Here is a 19,525-nt window from a genome sequence, read left to right on the forward strand (position 1 = left end):
CTATGTATTTTAACATAAAAACATTGTTTTTAATAAGAAATTCCTAATTGTCATTGATTTGTTATTTTTAAAAAATTCTAATTTTACTATCTATAATTCTCTAAAACGCTGATTTTATTAAGGTTTTGATTTCTAATTTTTAGGAATGGTTTCTAATTTTAGAAGTCCTTTGCATATAAAATGTAATATTTTAGTATATTTACAATAATTCGGAAGCCAACTCTTTAACAAAATAATATATTTAAATATAAAATAATTGACTAAATTTAAGTATTTTATATTTAAATATAAATTGACATAATAACTATAATCTTTTATAATATAGTATAAAATAATTTACAAGAGGTGATCTTATGCCGAAAAGACTCTCACATTCAAATCAAAAAATCAAACAATTGCAATTAAACCTATCTTCACTGCGAAATATTGCTAATTGGACTGCTGAAGACTTAGCAAAAAGAATTGGAGTGACAAAACAAACAATTAGCAATCTTGAAACCTCTAATGGAAATGCAAATATAATGAATCCCACTCAGTACCTTGCTATCCGTTCAGTCATTGACAATGAAATTATTGTTAGTGAAAATCCTATTTTAAGAGAGGCAATGAACTACCTCTTTAGTCAAGAACACAATGGCAATTTAAAGAATAAAGCGATTAAAGACTTAAAGATTGCACAATTAGGTGCTGCTTCCAAGGCCGCCTATCTTTCTCAGCCTAAAATTACTGAGCAAACAGAACTAGAAAGAAAAACAATGGCTATTTTTGCCTTGCTTCCATTGACAACCTCTATTTTGGGACCTACTTCTGCCGACTATAAAACTTTTGATTTTTTCAATGATATATAATCTTTTTAGCAACAATAAAAGGCTGAAATGAGAAATTTCATTTCAGCCTTTTATTTTACATCTCTCTGTCAATTAATTAGTCTGACTACCTTAGTATTTATTATATTTGACTATAGTATATTTTTAAACTCTAAGCTCTAATCATAAAGACTTGCTCCATTCGTTTTGATAACTTTTTTATACCAAGCAAATGATTTTTTCTTATAACGTGCTAAACTTCCTGTTCCATCATCGTTGCGATCCACATAGATAAAGCCATAGCGCTTACTCATTTCTGCCGTTGATGCCGAAACTAAATCAATAGGGCCCCATGTGGTGTATCCAAGCAGTTCTACACCATCTTGTAAAGCCTCTCCGACTTGTATTAAATGCTTTTGAAGGTAATCGATACGATAGTCATCTTCAACTGTAAGTCCATCTGACCCCTGAATAAGAACATCTTTTGCTCCAAGACCGTTTTCTACAATAAAAAGCGGTAACTGATAGCGATCATAAAAATCATTAAGTACTAATCTCAGACCGATAGGATCAATCTGCCAGCCCCATTCTGAAGCTTCAAGATAAGGATTGGTGATGCCCCCCATAATATTACCGCGACCAGATTCATAGTCCTCAGGATTATGTGCTTCTGCTACACTCATATAATAAGAGAATGAGATAAAATCAACAGTATTTTCAAGCATTAACTCTTCATCGTCTTCGGCAAATTGAATCTCAATGTTATTTTCTTTAAAATAGCGCTTGATATAATTTGGATATTTTCCGCGTGCATGCAAATCACTAAATAAATAATTTTGATTTTCAAATTCTCGAACGGCTAGCTGATCAAGTGGGTTAGCAGTCATTGGATAAGCAGGCATGGCGAGTACCATACAGCCGATTTTAAAGTCTGGATTGATTTCATGACCAATTTTAGTTGCAAGCGCTGATGCTACAAGCTCGTGATGAACTGCTTGATAGAGATCCTGCTTGCTTAATTCTGACGGATCTGTCAAAATTCCGCCGGACATAAATGGAGCATGCAAAACAGAATTAACCTCATTGAAAGTCAGCCAATACTTAACCTTATCTTTGTAACGTGTAAACACAGTTCGAACATAGCGTTCGTAAAAACCAATTAAATCACGATTAGCCCAGCCATTATATTTGTGAGCCAAATGTAAGGGCGTTTCATAGTGAGACAATGTCACCAAAGGCTCAATATTGTACTTGGCCAATTCATCAAAAATTCTATCGTAAAAAGCAAGTCCAGCCTCATTTGGTTCTTGATCATCACCATTTGGGAAAATACGTGACCAAGCAATCGACAGTCTAAAAACCTTAAATCCCATTTCGGCAAAAAGGGCAATATCTTCCTTGTAGCGATTGTAAAAATCAATTCCTATTAATTTAAGATTGTCCGCTGTTGGTTCATCTGTAATTAAAGGACTTGATGAGCCAGGCTGAGCAACACCGCCTTTTGGTGTCACATCTTGAACTGACAAGCCTTTCCCATCTTGATCATAAGCTCCTTCAAACTGATTAGCAGCTGTTGCACCGCCCCATAAGAAGTTGTCTGGAAATGTGTAAGCCATATAGTCTTTTCCTTTCAAATATTGATAATACTATTATATGATTTTCAGAAGGAAAATGGCTGATACTATCTTGTGAAATACTGATACTATTCTTTTATATTAAAAAGAGCAAGCAGACAAGCTAATCAAAATTATAATTAAGATTGGCTTGTCTGCCCCATATAAATCCATTTTTTAAAGATAAATAAAAGTAATTGACGATTGTGGCTGTATAAGACGCCAATTAAGAATTTTAGGACTAGGCATCTCGCTGACAATAAAACTTCCATCACTATTGACGTATTCTACAAAAGCAAGGTGGCCCTTTTTATTTGCCTCTTCAAAATAAGCAATTGCTTCAACTTCAGCTACATTCCCAATAGCATAACCTTCTTGCTGGGCATTTTTTACCCACTCATCAGCTCTACCCCAATTTGAACTGATAATTTTGCCGAGCTGAGCACTCCTGTTATAAATGTACCAAGCTTCTTCGCCTTTTGTATAAGCATTTCCTTCATAGCTATCTTTTACAGTTTGTTCACTTGGCAAACTATGGTTTAATTGTAGCTCTTGCCAGCTGTTCAGTCTAGCATTATAAAAACCTGTCAAAACAATATCTTTTTCTTCCACTTTTTCATCCCCATCATGATATTTTGTAATATTATCTATTTGTCTATAGAAATTATAGCTATAATTGTTACAAAAGTCAACGATTTTGTTTCTGTTTTATTACAAATATTTCTGATTCGAGACATGACAACGATGTATCTTTCTCCTTTATTTTTTATAAGCTATGGATATGCTATAATAATACTATCCTACGATTTGGAAAGAGTAAAAATGAAAGATTTTTTAACAGACGAAAATTTTAAACATATAACAAATTTCGATAATCATCTATTACCATATAAAATCTTTAAAACAGAAATTGCTAACGGATGGCCAGATACACTTTTTCATTGGCATCCTGAACTAGAAATTTCTTATATTTATGAAGGAACAGCTCAGTATCACATTGATTACGATTATTTTAACAGCCAGTCTGGAGATATTATCCTCGTACGCCCCAATGGAATGCATTCTATTCACCCCATTGATGACAAAACACAAAAGGCTGAGACACTGCTTTTTCATTTAGATATGGTAGGGTATTCTCTTCTGGATCAAACGAGCCTTCGCTATCTGCAGCCTTTGCAGAACTCTAGTTTCAAATTGGTTCCCTGCATAAAACAGGGAATGTCAGGATATGATGCTATCAAAAGCTGTTTGTTTGCCATTTTTGATATTTATCACAGACAAGGACGGCATTTTGAACTGCTTTTAAAGGCTAAACTGCAAGAATTACTCTACTTGCTCTACTTTCATCAATATGTCCTATACAAGCACTCTAATGATATGTATCGCAAAAATGAAAAGATTCGCGAATTAATTGACTACATTCATCAGCATTATCAAGAAGAACTGTCTATTGAATGCTTAGCAAAATTCATAGGCTACAGTAAAACTCATTTTATGACAGTCTTTAAGCAGCATACCGGGATTTCCTGCACTGAATTTATTATTCAATTTCGACTCAGCAAAGCCTGTGATTTGCTTGTCAATTCAATCAAACCCATTCTTGAAATTTCAACTGAAGTTGGCTTTAACAATCTTTCCAATTTTAACCGTCAATTTAAGCGTTACTATCGAATGACCCCTAGTCATTACCGAAAAACGATTAAAAAAACAAATTAAATCCGTTAGACTTAACTAAAATTAAAAAAACGAACAAGTAGCTCTTGAATATGGAATATGACTTCCAATAAGCTGACTTGATCGTTTTTTGTCGTGTTTTATGCAGGCAATACTTCTATTTCTTTTGAGCATTCATCCAATCAAAGACATTGGTGTAAGATGTTTTGCCTACTTTAGCAGTAGCAGCTCCTCCTTTAGTTTTGTTGCTAGCTTTAAATCCTGATAATTTGGAAGTCTTTTTAATAGCTGATGGGTCTTGAACACCTGACACTTGGTCGTTAAAGAAATAAGTCCATGACCAGTGACCGTTATAGACAGTACCTTTCATATCCGTTCCGCGCACATCTTTATAATAAGAAAACCATTTATTTTTTGCGCCGCTGTCAATAAGAGATTTGTAAACTGGCAGAGAGTAATTTTTAGGATTAACAATTTTATCTGCTGCTGAATGAACAAACCATATAGGAATGTTTTTAAGCTTCTTAACTTTTTGGCTGTCGAACCAAATTTTATCTGTGCGAACAGCAGATTTACCAGAAACGCTGCTCTTGTCCTCAACAGTCTTATAGGTACCATCTGCATTTCTTTCATACTCATAATAAGAATAAGCTGTCGCTTGAGGAACCAGAGCTGCAAAATAATGAGGATAGTGCAGAGCCATGTTGATAGTCATATAACCACCGTTAGAGCAGCCGGTTAAATAAATACGATCAGTGTCTACATCCTTGTTGCCAGCTACATATTGCTTAATAGCGTCCATAAGAGCCTGCGTATAACGTGATACTCCAGAACCAGAACCATTGGTGCCATCACCTTCATCCATCCAATAAGTTGAAGTTTGAACTGCTAATACATAGGCTCCTTTTTGGTGGCCTGATGTAAAGTGATTTTGGATTTTCTTTTTAGCAAGAGCAGTCACTTCATTGCCAAGCAGGGTAATATCTTGGTCTGTGCCGCCTTCTCCTTGACCATGCAGCCAGATAATTAATGGGTTTTTCTGACCTGATTTTAGGCTTTTAGGCTCATAAGCCACATATTTGAGGTTGATTGTTTCTTCCTTTTTCGTAAAAGGATTGGTATAATCGTTTGAAAAATCTCCTCGATTCTTAAACATATCTGAATCTGGAGAAATCCGCTTATTAATGACATCATCGTTCTTATCTAAACGGAAGGACTTCCCTTTTTGGCTAACACTTAGGCCTTTGATAGACACAGGATAAGTTTTGACCCATTGGTTTTGGAAGATTTCCATATTATAGACAAAGGGTGATGCATTTTTATCAGCATCATCAACGTCATAGGTGACAGGCATTTGAATCGTCAAATAACGGCTTTCTTTAGCCTTACTTTCTAGGCCGGTTTTATCAGATAAATAAACCTTTTGAATTTTACGCTTAATACCTGCAGTTTGAACACTGAGATTTTTAGAAGACACTTTTGAGACCTTTTGGTCTAATCTCACAAGCAGCTTAGGAACAGCAGGACCAAATTCATAGCCCTTGATAATCATCTTAACATCATTAATACGATTTTCTGAATTGGATGCCAGTACAGGGTTTGCTGAGACAAAGGCAAGACTTAGAACACCCAAAGCAAGCAGTTTTTTCACCTCATTTTTCATCTTAAATACCTCACAGAACTAAAACGCTTTTATTCTTTCTTACATAAAGCTTGCTCTTATCGAGTCATAAAAATCCCCCCTCGTCCGTCAAAAATCTCTACTTTTATCTTAGCAGAGCAAGACAGCGCTTTCAAGTTTCTCCTTTATTTTTAGTAGGATACTATCATTCTTTCGTATTTTAATATCATTTCTCTAAAATAAAAAAAGCAGGATAAAATCTGCACGATTGATTTAACAATCATGAGAAATCCTGCTCTTATAAATAATTATTGTTTATTTGACAGCTGTCAGAAGATAGTCTCCTGCCTCAACAGTTCGTTCCTGTGTTGTCAAAACATCTTCATATTGGTCTGAGTTTGTGACAATAATTGGCGTAATAACTGGCAAACCTGCTGCTTTAATAGCATTGACATCAAACTCAAGTAGAGTCTGACCAGCTTCTACCTTATCACCAACTTCAACAAAGCCCTTAAAGCCTTTTCCAGCAAGTGAAACGGTATCCATACCAATATGAATTAAAATTTCAGCCCCATTTTCAGTTCTCAAACCAATGGCATGTTTTGTTGGAAAGACTAAGGTTACTTCTCCTTTGGCCGGAGCAACGACTGCACCGTCATCAGGATCAATGGCAATCCCTTTACCCATAGCTCCTGATGCAAATACTTCATCGGGAACATTTTCCAGTTTAACAACTTTACCAATCAGAGGACTGGCGATGATTTCCTGCTTGATTTCTTTTAGTTCTTGAACGGTTTCTTCTTCTGAAACGCCGCCTGCACTTTCAGAGCCGGGCTGACCGTAAAGATAAGGAATTTTAACAAACTGAGTTAAAACAAAACCAAGGATGAGCGAAGATACACAGGCGATGAGATAGTAAGTCAGATTCATTGAATTTTCTTTTGAAATGAATGACGGAATCGAGAAGAGTCCCATACCGCCCATAACGAACATTTTAACATTCATCAAGCCGAGGAAGGCACCTTGGATAGCACCGGCAATACAAGTCATAATGAATGGCATACGCATTGGCAGCGTAATACCATAGATAGCAGGTTCGGTAACACCGAAGAAGGCTGAAATCATAGCCGGAACAGCCAATTCACGTACTTTTTCTTCCTTGGTACGCATCATAATGTTAATCAAAGAACCAGCTTGAGAGAAACAAATAGCGATGGTTGCTACTAAGATAACACCTACATGCTTGCTTTGGATTTCAAGGATGGCCAAGGGTACCAATCCCCAGTGAAGACCAAACATAACCAAAACTTGCCACAAAGCACCAAGGATAAGACCGTACAGAATTGGACTGATACCATAGATACCAGTAAAGATATTACCAACAAGGTCACTGGCGTAGTTCATGACCGGACCAATTGCTAAGTAGGCCAGAGGAACCGTAATCAAAAGAAGGAAGAATGGAACAACAAAGACCTTAACAACATCGGGAATGACTTTTTTCAGGAAATGCTCCATTTTAGAACCAACCCAAACCGTCAAAATAATAGGCAGGACAGTTTGCAGATAGCTGGAAGCTGGGAAAATAACCGGTATTCCTAGGAAAGTTACACCGCCTTTAGCAAAACTGGCAGCAATATTGGGGTAAACCAAGGCAAAACCAAGGGCAATTGCTGTGAATTGATCCATCTTAAAGCGCTTGGCTGCTGTCAGTGCCAAAATGAGCGGCAGAAATTGGAAGAACCCGTCACCAGCTGCATTTAAGACGATATAGAGACCATCAGTTTCAGCAACACCTACTGCTGCTAAAATAGCTACGACACCTTTCAACATACCGGCTGCCGAAAGCACACCAAGCATAGGCTGGAACAGCCCGGAAATCAAAGCGATGAAACGATCCAGAAGATTGCCCCGAGGAATATCTCCTTCATCTACATCAATGCCGCCGTCCCCAGAGATGCCGGCAGCTTTCAGTACAGCATCGTAAACATCAGGCACATGGTTGCCGATAACGACTTGGAATAATCCTCCTGCTTTCACTACAGTGACAATACCTTCGCGCTGTTTGAGATACTCTTCATCAGCCTTACTTTCATCTTTGAGAGTAAAGCGCAGACGGGTAACACAGTGGACTAATTTGACAATATTATCTTTGCCGCCGACGTGTTTGACAATGTCATTTGCCAATTCAGTATAATCTTTAGCCATTTTAGGCTCCTTTCATAAGATGTTAAGCCGTTAAGCGACTCACAGGAAAATAGGAACCATGACGAAGATGCTTGCATCTAGGAAATGGTGACCTTTTTCCAAAGAGTTGTAGGCGCGCTCAGTTAAATAAGATGCTAAGCCGTGAGTGACTTGACGATTTTAAATAATCGAATTCAGCCAATCTGGCTCTAGCACAGTTATTTTTTAGAATAATTACCATTTCACATGCAAAAAAACCTAAACAAATACCAAAGACTAATGCAAAGAGTGCACTCTTTACAATTCTTTCGTATTTATCTAGGTTTTGCCTGCTTAGCCAGTAACAATCCTTTTATAAATGTTATTATAGCATAACATTTTAATTTTGCAAGCGTTTTTACAAAAATATTACACCAATTTATCAGAAAGTTCCGCTTAATTGTCTAAAAATCACGATAGACCATAGTTTTGCTTTTATGCCTTTGGTATAAAAGTAGTCTTACTGACTTGCTTCTAAGCGCTGAATGTGAATAGTAAGATAGACCTGTTCATCTTTGCTCATTGTAAAATCATAACCAGATGCCACATAGGACTTAATCTTTTCAGTACAGGCAAAGGCATGCGGATAATTTTCCTTGACCTGTTCATAAAGAAAAGCATCATTTTTTCCTTGAACAAGACCATTGGCAACGCGCTGAGCAAAATATTGAACATGTGTCACAAATCGATTGTAGCTGATAGATTCTTCATCCTCGATTTGCCCAAAATGCAGACGAACAATTTCCAAAATATCAATGACTATTTTGGAAATCAGACGGTTCTTCTCCAAAAGTCCGCTGTCTTTTTGGGCATTGATAAAATGCAGAGCAATCGAAGCCGCTTCATCATCGGCCAGTTCTACTCCCAGCTTTTCCTTGATGTAGGCGATAGCATCTCTGCCCAACTGAAACTCTCTGGGGTAGAATTTCCTGACTTCCCAAGACAGAGGATTTTGCAGCGTCAGTCCTTCTTTTGTTCGCTCAATGGTGTAATGCAGATGATCGGCTAAGGCAATATAGAGTGAAATATCGAAGGTCTGTTCCAAGATTTTCTGACCTTGATTGATAATAGCGAGAATCAGCTCAATCTCAATACTGTCAAGATCAGTATAGACACGCGATAATTCACTCGCTACATCAGTATCTTGCAAAATAAATCGTTTTTCTATCAGCTCTTGGTCGACCTCATCTCCTGTTTTCTTTTGGAAGCCCAAACCCTTTCCCATAACAATAATCTCTTCGTTCTTGTCACCAAGAACCTGTACAACATTATTATTAAATACCTTGTCGATTTTCATAGCATTTCCCTTTTGTCTTTAAAATACCCTTTTATATCATATCAAATCAAATTACAAAAAGTAAAGGCTGTTTTTTAAGACTGATTATTTTTGTTATTTGCGGTACATCTTAAACTGCAGATAAAGATCATTATAAATGCCCAGCCATTTTTTACCGAGATTGTCATAAACTTCTAAACGACTGACAGTCTCAGCATCGGGGTAAAAAGCCCTATTGTTTTTAATTTTATTTGGTAACAGCTCTTTTGCTTTAGCATTTGGTGTTGCATAACCGATATAACTGGCATTTTGAGCAGCATTCTCTGGCTTCAGCATAAAATTAATAAAAGCGTAAGCTTCTTTTTTGTGTTTCATCGTTTTGGGAATCACTAAATTATCAAACCAGAGATTAGAGCCTTCATTGGGAACAATGTAACGCAAATCATCATTAGCATCCAGCATCTCGCTGGCCTCGCCGGAAAAAGTTACACCAAGCGGCGCATCACCTCTGATTAAATAACCTTTCATTTCATCACCGACAATGGCTTTAATATTCGGAGTTAATTGATTCAATTTGTTTTCAGCTTTTTCTAACTCAGCTGTTTTTTTGGTATTTAAACTAAGACCAAGACTGTTAAGTCCAAAGCCCAATACCTCACGAGCACCATCAACCAGTAAAATACTGTTGGTGTATTCTTTATTCCAAAGATCACTCCAGTGCTTAGGAACATTATTTAACATTTTACTGTTATAAACAATCCCCACTGTTCCCCAAAAATAAGGTATCGAATAAGTATTTGACGGATCAAAACTCTTACCTAGAAACTGTTTGTCAAGATTGTTCCATCCCTTAATTTGCGAGCGGTCAAGCTTCACCAAGAGCCCTTCAGCTTTCATCTTACTGATCATGTAATCGCTAGGGACAGCAATATCATAAGTTGTTCCGCCCTGTTTGATTTTGGTGTACATGGCTTCGTTGGAATCAAAGGTTTCATACTGAACCCGAATACCAGTTTCTTTAGTAAATTTTGTCAGCAGCTCAGGATCAATATAGTCCCCCCAGTTATAAATGACCAATTTATCAGAATGAGTACCGCTGTCCTGTTTGCTCATATAAAAAACAAGTCCAGCTAAAAGGAGTACGATTGCTAAGATACTTCCCATGAAAGAGTACAATTTATGCATGTCTGTCCTCCTTATCCTGAGAAATAAAATAATAACCAATCACCAGCAAGATGCTGAAAAGAAAGACCACGGCAGAAAGGGCATTGATTTCCAAAGAAATTCCCTGACGGGCGCGGGAATAAATTTCTACAGAAAGGGTTGAAAAACCATTTCCCGTGACAAAAAAAGTCACTGCAAAGTCGTCCAAAGAATAGGTAAAAGCCATGAAATAACCAGCAATAATACTGGGCGTCAAATAAGGCAGCATGACTTCTCGCAGCATCTGAAAGCGGCTGGCTCCCAAATCATAGGCGGCATTAATCATGTCATCATTCATTTCCTTCAATCTCGGAAGCACCATGAGAACAACTATGGGAATGGAAAAAGCAATATGACTGAGCAGCACTGAAAGCAGTCCCAATCTAAAACCGATAAAGGTGAAAAAAATCAGGAAGGAAGCCCCAATCATAACATCAGGGGCAACCATGAGAACATTATTAATTGATAAAATAGTATTCTGGCGTTTTCTTTTTGTTTGATAAATAAAAATGGCTCCGAAAGTTCCAATAATGGTTGCTAATAGAGAACTTAAAAAGGCAATCAGAAAAGTTTCTGCTAAAATCAACATTAAGCGCTTATCGCTGAATATGTTCTCATAATGCTCTAAAGTAAAACCTGTAAAATGATTCATATTCCCAGCCTGGTTAAAGGAATAAAAAACCAGATAAAAAATAGGAATATAAAGAATTAAAAAGACAAGGATTAAATAAAGATTGGCTATTCTTTTCATTTATTTCTCTCCTTTGTCACCCACATAATAAAGAGCATAGTCATAATTAAAACAACTCCGATAGTTGATCCCATTCCCCAGTTCTGTGTTGTCAAAAAATGCTGTTCGATAGCTGTACCTAAGGTAATAACACGATTGCCGCCTATCAAACGCGTCAGCATAAACAAACTAAGACTGGGAATGAAAACAGACTGGACACCACTTCTGACCCCATTTAAAGACAGAGGGAAAATAACCTTGGTAAAGGTTTGCAGATCTGTCGCTCCTAAATCGCGGCTAGCATGAATTAAATTAGGATCAATATCATCCAGAGCATTAAAAATTGGCAGAATCATAAAGGGAATTTCAATATAGGCAGCTACAAAAATAAATGAAAAGTCCGTAAAAAGAATCTGCTTAGGCGCAAGTCCCATAAACTGCAAAAAACTATTGACACTGCCCTGACGGCCAAAAATCCCCATAAAAGCATATGCTTTAAGTAAGAGATTAATCCAAGTTGGCAAAATGACCAGCATCAGCCAGAGCTGCTTTTGTTTAAGCCGAGTTAAAATCAAAGCCGTCGGATAGGCAATTAAAAGTGTCACCAGTGTGATTACACCAGCATAAAGAATAGAATTGAGGCTCATTCTCAGATAGGTCCAGCTGCCAAAAAAAGTTTGATAATTGTTTAGTGTCAAACGGCCTTCAATATCAAAAAAAGATTTGTAAAGAATCAAAGCAACCGGAGCTAAAACAAAAAGGCCTATCCATAGAAGGTAGGGAAGAGAAAATACATCAAATTTTTTCTTCATGGCGTTCCTCCTCTATAGCGTTTATCAGGCCATCTTCATGTTCTTCGGTTTCTACGTATTCTTCAATCCGGGCATCAAATTCTTCTTCAGTCTCATTAAGGCGCATAATATGGATATCTTCGGGTCTAAAATCGAGCCCGATAATTTCACCTTCAATAGCCTTGCGGGTTGAATGAATCATCCATTCATTGCCCAGATTGTCATAAGCGATAATCTCGTAGTGCACTCCGCGAAAAAGCTGCGTTTCTACCTTTACCTGAAGTTTGCCTTCATCAGGCAGAGTAATTTGCAAATCTTCCGGACGAATTACAACCTCAACAGGTTCATTGGGCCGCATACCGCCGTCAACAGCTTCGAAGCGCTTGCCGTTGAATTCTACCAGATAGTCCTCAATCATCGTTGCCGACAAAATATTAGACTCACCAATGAAAGTTGCCACAAAATGATTGATAGGCTCATCATAAATATCAACTGGTGTTCCAGATTGAACGATTTCACCATCATTCATGACAAAGATCCAATCACTCATGGCCAGTGCTTCTTCCTGATCATGGGTAACAAAAACAAAAGTAATTCCCAGCCGTTGCTGCAATTCTCGCAGTTCATACTGCATCTCGGTTCGCAGCTTCAAATCCAAAGCTGACAAAGGCTCATCAAGCAAAACAACCCTAGGCTGATTGATGATAGCACGAGCAATAGCCACGCGCTGTCTTTGACCGCCGGACAGTTTATGAATGGAACGTTTTTTAAAACCAGCTAAACGGACCATTTTCAGCACTTCTGCTACCCGGTCTTCAATTTCTTTTTTAGGTAACTTTTGCAACTTGAGCGGAAAAGCCACATTTTCAAAGACCGTCATATGAGGAAAAAGGGCATAGGACTGAAAAACAGTATGGACGTCGCGTTTGTTGATAGGCAAATCATTAATTCTCTTGCCATCAAGAAAGATGTCCCCGCTGCTTGCTTGCAGCAAACCAGCGATAAGATTTAAGATGGTTGATTTTCCAGATCCTGAAGCACCAAGAAGAGTATAAAATTTCCCCTCTTCCAATTCAAAATTAATATCTTTGAGAACAACCGTGCCACTGTCCTCAAAGATTTTTGATACATTTTTAAAGACAATGATTGGATTAGTCAATGCTTATGTGTCCTTCCGCCTATATTTCTTTTTCACCAATAATCCGAACTTCAGGCTCCAAAGTAACCCCAGAATGTTCTTTAACTCTGCGGATGACATCCGCAATCAAATCTTCATAGTTTTTGGCCGAACCATTATCAATATTCACCATAAAACCAGCATGTTTTTTACTTACTTCCACACCGCCTATACGATGACCCATAAGATGAGCTTCCATAATGAGCTGGCCTGCAAAATGCCCCATAGGACGCTTGAAAACAGAACCGCAGGAAGGATGTTCCAAAGGCTGTTTCAGAGCCCGCAGATGATTGAGACGCTCCATTTCCTGACTGATAAGAGTATAATCACCAGGTTTTAAAGAAAACTTAGCTGAAATCACCACTTCTTTACTGTCCTGCAAGACTGAATGGCGATAACCAAAACGCATATCGCGCGCTTCGATCGTCTTAATATCCCCATCTCTTGTCAGAACTTGTGCGGAAATTAAAATGTGAGAAATCTCGCCTCCGTAAGCACCAGCATTCATAAAGACGGCTCCTCCGACACTTCCAGGAATACCGCAGGCAAACTCAAAGCCTGTCAGACTGTGGTATTGAGCAACTTTGGTTGTCTCAATTAAATTAGAACCCGCTTCAGCCTCGATTACATGGCCGTCAACAGTAACAGTATTAAGCTTATCAAACATAATGACAAAGCCCCGGATACCGCCGTCACGGACAATCAGATTGCTGGCATTGCCTAAAACCATCCAAGGGATATGGTGCTTATTAGCAAATTTAACAATTCGCGCTAGTTCGTAGCGATTACGCGGAAAAGCGAGAAAATCAGCTGGGCCGCCTACTTTCGTATAGGTATATTTTTTTAAAGGCTCATCAAAACGAATATCAATGCCTTCTAAACTTTGTTTCATTTCTTTTAACATGATAATCTCAATTCTATACTTTTCAATACTAAAAAATCGGTAACTCAAACCGATTTTATTATATCAAATTTTGTTTGTTTTGACGACAGAAGATATGAATTTTAAGGCATCATTCTCCATTCCCTTCAGCACAATTAAATATGGAGAAAAAATCCGATAGCAGCAAGTCAGTCCTTGAAGCGTTTCACTCCCGACTTATCCACTCTTTGCAGTAAATTGGCTATCGATTGCTTCAGCAGCGGATGGATAAAACTGCTGGCAATATCATTCAACGGTACTAAAACAAAAGCACGTTCCTGAAGGTAGGGATGAGGCACTTGCAAGTCTTCTTTGTTAATGATTTGATGGCCATAAAAGAGAATATCGATATCAATTGTTCTGGGACCCCAGTGCTCATGGCGAATGCGGCCCAGCTGCTGTTCAATGCGCTGACAGCTTTGCAGCAGCTCCTGTGGTGACAAATCGCTTTCCAGCTGACAGGTCAAATTTAAAAAATCGGCCTGATCAGTCTTGCCCCAAGCTGCAGTCTCATAAACCGCTGACTGAGCTAGCAGGCGGGTCCGAGGAAGTTCAGCTAGACTGGTCAAAGCTTTCTCCAAATAAGCTTCCCTATTTTCAATATTGCTGCCTAAACTCAAATAAACAAGTGTCATGGGCGTTCTCGCTTTATTTCCACACCAACAGCGTCATAGTGACCAGCAATGGGCGGGTTTTCCTTAGTGATTCGGATTGTAACAGCCAAAATAGCCGGAAAGTGCTCAAAAATATCCTGACAGACAACGCCTGCCAGCTTTTCAATTAAGACATAGCGGCTTCCTTCTACACGTTTTTTAATCGTTTCGAAAACCTGTCCATAGTGAACCGTATCTTCCAGATTATCTGTTTCTGACGCTGCCTTTAAATCCACAGCTAATTCAGCATCTACGACAAAAATCTGCCCCAGTGTCTGCTCCTCAGAAAAAGCACCATGATAAGCATAAAAACGGCAGCCCTTTAAAATAATTTTATCCATAAATCCTCACATTAACTGACTGGCAACTTTGACAATATCCTTGTTAACAGTAACATTGTGCACTCTGACAATCTGACAGCCCTTATCAATAGCGTAAGCAGACAGAGCTGCTGTTGCCATGTCGCGTTCCTGCGGCTTTGTACCGCCGCCAAGCAGACTGTCCACAACACGTTTTCTGGAGATACCAAACAAGACAGGATAACCAAGATTGGTGACTTGTTCCAAGCCTTTCAAAAGCTCCAAATTTTGCTCAACGTTTTTAGCAAAACCAAAACCGGGATCCAGCCAAATGTTTTCTTTTTTGACACCAGCTTTTTGGGCTAATTCTGCACGTTCCAACAGAAAATGGCAAACATCCTGTATTATATCACCGTAAACTTCATCTTTTTGATTATGCATGAGAATGATTGGGACATCTTTCTGTGCTGCCAATTCAAACATGCAGCCGTCATAGAGCCCTGACCAGACATCGTTTAAAATGTCAGCACCTGCTTCAAGTGCCGCCTGAGCTGTTTCTGTCTTGTAGGTATCAATGCTGACGAGACAGTCGAATCGCTCTTTAATCGCTTTGATAACCGGCACAATCCGTTTTATTTCATCCTCAGCAGAAACAAATTTAGCTCCGGGGCGGGTTGATTCCCCGCCAACATCAATAATCTTTGCTCCTGCTGCCAGCATTTCTTCAGTCTGTTTTAAAGCCTTGTCTATAGAGGTATAGCAGCCTCCGTCTGAAAAAGAATCTGGGGTCACGTTAAGAATTCCCATAATGACTGCTTGATCTGCCAATTCATACTTGCCGATTTTCATAATAGCTCCTTAATTGTGAATCATTGAAACAATTTCTTGACGGATATCTTTATCAGACTGACAAAGACCTCTGGCGGCACTGGTCACTGTCTTGCTGCCTGGTTTTTTAATTCCCCGCATGGTCATGCACATGTGCTCAGCTTCAATCATAACAAAAACACCTTTGGGAGTTAGAGCTTCTTCAAGCGCATCAGCTACCTGGGCTGTTAAACGTTCCTGCAACTGCGGCCGTTTACTAGCGATTTCCACTGCACGCGCTAATTTGCTGAGGCCTGTTACCCGACCGCCACTCGGAATATAGGCGACATGAGCTGTTCCGTAAAAAGGAACCAAGTGATGTTCACACATGGAATAAAAGGGGATATCCTTAACTAAAACAACTTCGTCGTGTTCTTCAGAAAAAACAGCTGTGAATTGATCCTTAGGATCCTCGTTTAGCCCAGAAAACATTTCCTGATACATTCTGGCAACACGTTTTGGTGTATCTAAAAGCCCTTCGCGTTCAGGATTTTCACCAAGTGCTTCTAAAAGCTGATAAACAGCTTCTTCAATTTTCTTTTGGTCTGACATTTACCTTCTCACTCATTTTTTAATACATTCTATTATAGCCTATTTCTTTATTTTTCAAAAGCTCTTTTCGAACCTGTGAAATAAAATAAAGCGATCCTGTGATGACATAGAGGTCCTCTTTCTCAGCCTTCTCAAATTTTTTCAGCCAGACTGAAAAATCAGACACCTGTTCATATTGGGAAGGATAATCTTCCAAAGTAAGCGCTCTGGGGTAAGGAAAGGCTGTCACGGTCACATCCGCCAACTGGCTCAGCCGCGCAAGCATCGTTTCGACTGGTTTGCCAGCAATAGCAGCAAAAAGCACATGAATATTTCTGTCAGCATACTGCTCTTGTAAAAGATCAGTTAATACAGCCACACTTTCATTGTTGTGAGCACCGTCAATCATGAGATTTTCTCTGATAAATTCCGTTCGACCTGCCCAGCGACTGTTTGCTAAAGCACTCTTAATGACAGTTTTTGTCACTTTTGGAAACTCTTTTTGCAGCAAAAGACTGGCCATAACAGCCAAAGCAGCGTTGGATCTTTGGTGTTTCCCTTTCATCACAAGACGGATATCAGAAATGGTATCACTACCATAGCTAAAATCAAAAACAGCTCCCTTATCCCAAATCTTAAAATCTTCTCCCAGCTGATAAAGGGGGCTGTGCGTTTCCTTGGCCTTTTGATAAAAAACAGCCTTAACATCACTGCGTTTTTCCGCAAAAATAAAGGGCACCTTGTCTTTTAGAACGCCGGCCTTCTGCCCAGCAATCTCAGCGTGGGTATTACCTAAGACAGCTTGGTGATCCAGACCGATGGAAGTGCAAATGACTGCCTGTGCCTTAAAGACATTGGTTGAATCAGTCTGACCGCCCATTCCTGCTTCAATAATTGCCACATCAACCGGATGAACCTGTCCAAAATAAACAAACATCAACAGCGTGATGATTTCAAATTCCGTTGCTGCTTCGAGGTCTGTTTCAAGCGGCAGACGCTCAACCACAGGTTTGACTAGCTGAACCAGGCTAACCAGTTCTTCTTTGCTAATCATTTGGCCGTTGACAGAAATGCGCTCCCTGAAATCAATAATATAAGGAGAGGTAAAGGTGCCGACATTATAGCCTGCTTGGCTAAAAATGTTTTGCAGGTAATTGACAGTTGACCCTTTTCCGTTAGTTCCGACAACATGGATGCCGCAAATATTTTTCTGTGGATTACCTATTTTTTCCAGCATCCAGGCCATACGATCAATACCTGGTTTAATCCCAAATTTTAAATTGCCGTTTATCCAAGCCAAGGCTTCTTGATAGTTCATTACTTCTCCAATTTATTTTATACCTAATCTTCTTAGATTACACTGTTTTGCGGGTGATTACACAGCAATCATTGCTGTCTTTTCCCACTCCCTTTTCTTAGCATTAAGATTTGTCCCATAATAAAAATGAAAACTGCCAGCCAAATGAAAATAAAGCCCCGCAGCTCCCCAAGAGTAATGGCTTCGCCAAAAATCAAAACTGCAATCAACAGCTGCATAGTCGGATTAATGTACTGAATAAAGCCAATTAAATTGAGAGGAGCCTTTTTGACTCCTTCAGCAAACAATAAGAGTGGAACAGCTGTTACAAAACCTGAAACTATCAGCAGAATATTTTCCCAAAGACTGTAGTCAAACAGGCTTTCATTGCTAAAAAAGAAGAGATAGGCCAAGGCTAAAGGGGCTATAACAGCGGCTTCTACCAGCATGGCTACATCACTGGAAAGCTTGATATTTTTCTTAATCAAGCCATAAAAAGCAAAAGAAAAAGCTAGTAGAAACGTTATAAAAGGAACTTTTCCTGTATTAAGTATAAGAATAAGAACTCCAAAGGCAGCCAATAATACAGAAAATACGGTCCACCTGTCCAGCCGCTCCCGTAAAAAGATCAGGGACAAAAGCACAGAGACCAAAGGCATAACATAATAACCCAGACTTGCCTGAGTAGCCTGCTGGTTAGTAACCGCATAAATATAAGAAAGCCAGTTGATGGCAATTAAAAAACTGGCTAAGATCATATTCCTTCCTGCTTTTTTATCTGCCAATAGCTCACTTAGCTGTTTTTTATAAACGGTTTGACGTCTTGATAAAAACATATATAGCAGCATGGTTACTAGGGTCCAAAGGATACGGTAGGAAAAAATCGCGTAAGCGTTAACTCCTGATAATTGTTTCCAAAAAAGGGAGATAACTCCCCATAACACATATGCTCCTAAACCGAGTAACAGTCCCTGTCTAGTCTCTTTCAATCCTTACTCCTTCAGTGTCAACAGATAAAATACAGCTCGTTCCATCCAAATCAAGATGGTCAATGGCTGCTTTGATTGCTTCTTCATTTTCCTGATCTGCCAAAACGATGACAGTCGGGCCAGCCCCTGAAAGATAGGTTGCATAAGCTCCGTTTTGTTCACCAATGGCTTTAATTGCCGGAAATTCTTTAACAAGTGACTGGCGGAAACGTTCGTGGAAAAGGTCGCCTTCAATGGCTTTTCCAGCAGTCTTTAAATCACCGGTCAAAAGCCCTGCAACAGCTACATTGGCAATAGAACTGGCTGCAACAGCTTCTTTATAACTGAGTCTATCAGGCAGAACACCACGGCTGTCGCTAGTTTTTAGCTCATAATTAGGAATAAAGGTCACAAAAGAACATTTAGGAAAGCTGCCGACAACATAATTAACCCTTTCATCAACATAACTAGAGACGACAAGATTGCCAAAAATAGCCGGTGCCACATTATCAGGATGACCTTCGATGGCGGTAGCAATATTGAGCTTTTCACCAGCTGTCAGCTGTAAATCTGCCAATTGATTAGCCAGCTCAATGCCAGCAACAATAACAGAACTTGATGAGCCTAAGCCTCTTGCAAGGGGGATATCACTGGTCATTCGCAGGCGATGAGGTTTAAGATCAGGAGCAACCTTTAAGGCTGTCACAATCAGCAAATTGCTGTCATCGCTTGGAATATTGTCCAAATCATGACTAATTTCCCAGGCATCAGCTGCTTCTAAGACCTCAATAGAAAGATATTTGGAAAGGGCAACACCAACAGAGTCGAAACCCGGTCCGACATTGGCCGATGTTGCAGGTACTGTAATTTTCAT

The 19,525-nt window shown here is 39.0% G+C and carries 19 protein-coding genes; 2 read left to right on the top strand and 17 right to left on the bottom strand.

All coding sequences use genetic code 11. From position 1 onward, the window contains the following. Positions 1–353: 353 nt before the first annotated feature. Positions 354–848, top strand: a complete 495-nt coding sequence (locus SCSH_RS01795; protein ID WP_057490186.1) for a helix-turn-helix transcriptional regulator — start codon at positions 354–356, stop codon at positions 846–848. A 137-nt stretch (positions 849–985) separates the two neighbouring features. Here SCSH_RS01795 and SCSH_RS01800 read toward each other — a convergent pair whose 3' ends face one another. Beyond that, positions 986–2,422, bottom strand: coding sequence for a glycoside hydrolase family 1 protein (locus SCSH_RS01800; RefSeq protein WP_057490187.1), 1,437 nt, complete (start codon positions 2,420–2,422; stop codon positions 986–988). Positions 2,423–2,596: 174 nt separating this feature from the next. After that, positions 2,597–3,061 carry a CHAP domain-containing protein gene (locus SCSH_RS01805; protein ID WP_057490188.1) on the bottom strand — a complete coding sequence of 155 codons (465 nt, stop codon included), beginning with the start codon at positions 3,059–3,061 and terminating at the stop codon, positions 2,597–2,599. Positions 3,062–3,241: 180 nt separating this feature from the next. On the opposite strand from SCSH_RS01805, the gene SCSH_RS01810 reads away from it, so the two are divergent. Beyond that, positions 3,242–4,135, top strand: a complete 894-nt coding sequence (locus SCSH_RS01810; protein WP_057490189.1) for an AraC family transcriptional regulator — start codon at positions 3,242–3,244, stop codon at positions 4,133–4,135. 115 nt (positions 4,136–4,250) lie between these two features. Here SCSH_RS01810 and SCSH_RS01815 read toward each other — a convergent pair whose 3' ends face one another. The 15 genes from SCSH_RS01815 to thrB all read right to left on the bottom strand — a co-directional run bounded on the left by SCSH_RS01815 (position 4,251) and on the right by thrB (position 19,525). Further along, the gene (locus SCSH_RS01815) at positions 4,251–5,756 is read right to left on the bottom strand and encodes a prolyl oligopeptidase family serine peptidase (protein WP_057490190.1); all 1,506 of its coding nucleotides are present in this window, start codon (positions 5,754–5,756) and stop codon (positions 4,251–4,253) included. Between the two features lie 273 nt (positions 5,757–6,029). After that, a complete protein-coding gene (locus tag SCSH_RS01820) occupies positions 6,030–7,919 on the bottom strand; it encodes a beta-glucoside-specific PTS transporter subunit IIABC (RefSeq protein WP_057490191.1) in 1,890 nt (629 codons plus the stop codon). A 478-nt stretch (positions 7,920–8,397) separates the two neighbouring features. After that, entirely contained in the window at positions 8,398–9,234 is an 837-nt protein-coding gene (gene licT, locus SCSH_RS01825) for a BglG family transcription antiterminator LicT (protein ID WP_057490192.1), read from the bottom strand. Positions 9,235–9,327: 93 nt separating this feature from the next. Then, complete coding sequence (locus SCSH_RS01830) at positions 9,328–10,398, bottom strand: ABC transporter substrate-binding protein (RefSeq protein ID WP_057490193.1); 1,071 nt, start codon at positions 10,396–10,398, stop codon at positions 9,328–9,330. Further along, entirely contained in the window at positions 10,391–11,167 is a 777-nt protein-coding gene (locus SCSH_RS01835; protein WP_057490194.1) for an ABC transporter permease, read from the bottom strand. Before SCSH_RS01835 ends, SCSH_RS01830 begins: the two co-directional genes overlap by 8 nt. Beyond that, positions 11,164–11,958 (bottom strand): ABC transporter permease, encoded by a 795-nt coding sequence (locus SCSH_RS01840; RefSeq protein ID WP_057490195.1) that lies wholly within the window; start codon positions 11,956–11,958, stop codon positions 11,164–11,166. Before SCSH_RS01840 ends, SCSH_RS01835 begins: the two co-directional genes overlap by 4 nt. Then, positions 11,942–13,096 carry an ABC transporter ATP-binding protein gene (locus SCSH_RS01845; RefSeq protein WP_057490196.1) on the bottom strand — a complete coding sequence of 385 codons (1,155 nt, stop codon included), beginning with the start codon at positions 13,094–13,096 and terminating at the stop codon, positions 11,942–11,944. Before SCSH_RS01845 ends, SCSH_RS01840 begins: the two co-directional genes overlap by 17 nt. A gap of 19 nt (positions 13,097–13,115) precedes the next feature. Beyond that, a complete protein-coding gene (gene murB, locus SCSH_RS01850) occupies positions 13,116–14,021 on the bottom strand; it encodes a UDP-N-acetylmuramate dehydrogenase (protein ID WP_152972489.1) in 906 nt (301 codons plus the stop codon). A gap of 164 nt (positions 14,022–14,185) precedes the next feature. Then, entirely contained in the window at positions 14,186–14,671 is a 486-nt protein-coding gene (gene folK / locus SCSH_RS01855; protein WP_057490198.1) for a 2-amino-4-hydroxy-6-hydroxymethyldihydropteridine diphosphokinase, read from the bottom strand. Next, positions 14,668–15,030 carry a dihydroneopterin aldolase gene (gene folB, locus SCSH_RS01860; RefSeq protein ID WP_057490199.1) on the bottom strand — a complete coding sequence of 121 codons (363 nt, stop codon included), beginning with the start codon at positions 15,028–15,030 and terminating at the stop codon, positions 14,668–14,670. Before folB ends, folK begins: the two co-directional genes overlap by 4 nt. Before the next feature lie 6 nt (positions 15,031–15,036). After that, the gene (gene folP, locus SCSH_RS01865) at positions 15,037–15,837 is read right to left on the bottom strand and encodes a dihydropteroate synthase (RefSeq protein WP_057490200.1); all 801 of its coding nucleotides are present in this window, start codon (positions 15,835–15,837) and stop codon (positions 15,037–15,039) included. Positions 15,838–15,846: 9 nt separating this feature from the next. Beyond that, positions 15,847–16,407: a GTP cyclohydrolase I FolE gene (gene folE, locus SCSH_RS01870; RefSeq protein WP_057490201.1), complete on the bottom strand. Its 561-nt coding sequence runs from the start codon at positions 16,405–16,407 to the stop codon at positions 15,847–15,849. A gap of 19 nt (positions 16,408–16,426) precedes the next feature. Continuing rightward, positions 16,427–17,704, bottom strand: a complete 1,278-nt coding sequence (locus SCSH_RS01875) for a bifunctional folylpolyglutamate synthase/dihydrofolate synthase (RefSeq protein ID WP_057490202.1) — start codon at positions 17,702–17,704, stop codon at positions 16,427–16,429. Positions 17,705–17,772: 68 nt separating this feature from the next. Next, positions 17,773–18,672, bottom strand: a complete 900-nt coding sequence (gene rarD, locus SCSH_RS01880) for an EamA family transporter RarD (protein ID WP_057490203.1) — start codon at positions 18,670–18,672, stop codon at positions 17,773–17,775. Beyond that, positions 18,659–19,525: a homoserine kinase gene (thrB, locus tag SCSH_RS01885; RefSeq protein WP_057490204.1), complete on the bottom strand. Its 867-nt coding sequence runs from the start codon at positions 19,523–19,525 to the stop codon at positions 18,659–18,661. Before thrB ends, rarD begins: the two co-directional genes overlap by 14 nt.

The organism is Streptococcus orisasini, from assembly GCF_001431045.1.
GTDB classification, from domain to species: domain Bacteria; phylum Bacillota; class Bacilli; order Lactobacillales; family Streptococcaceae; genus Streptococcus; species Streptococcus orisasini.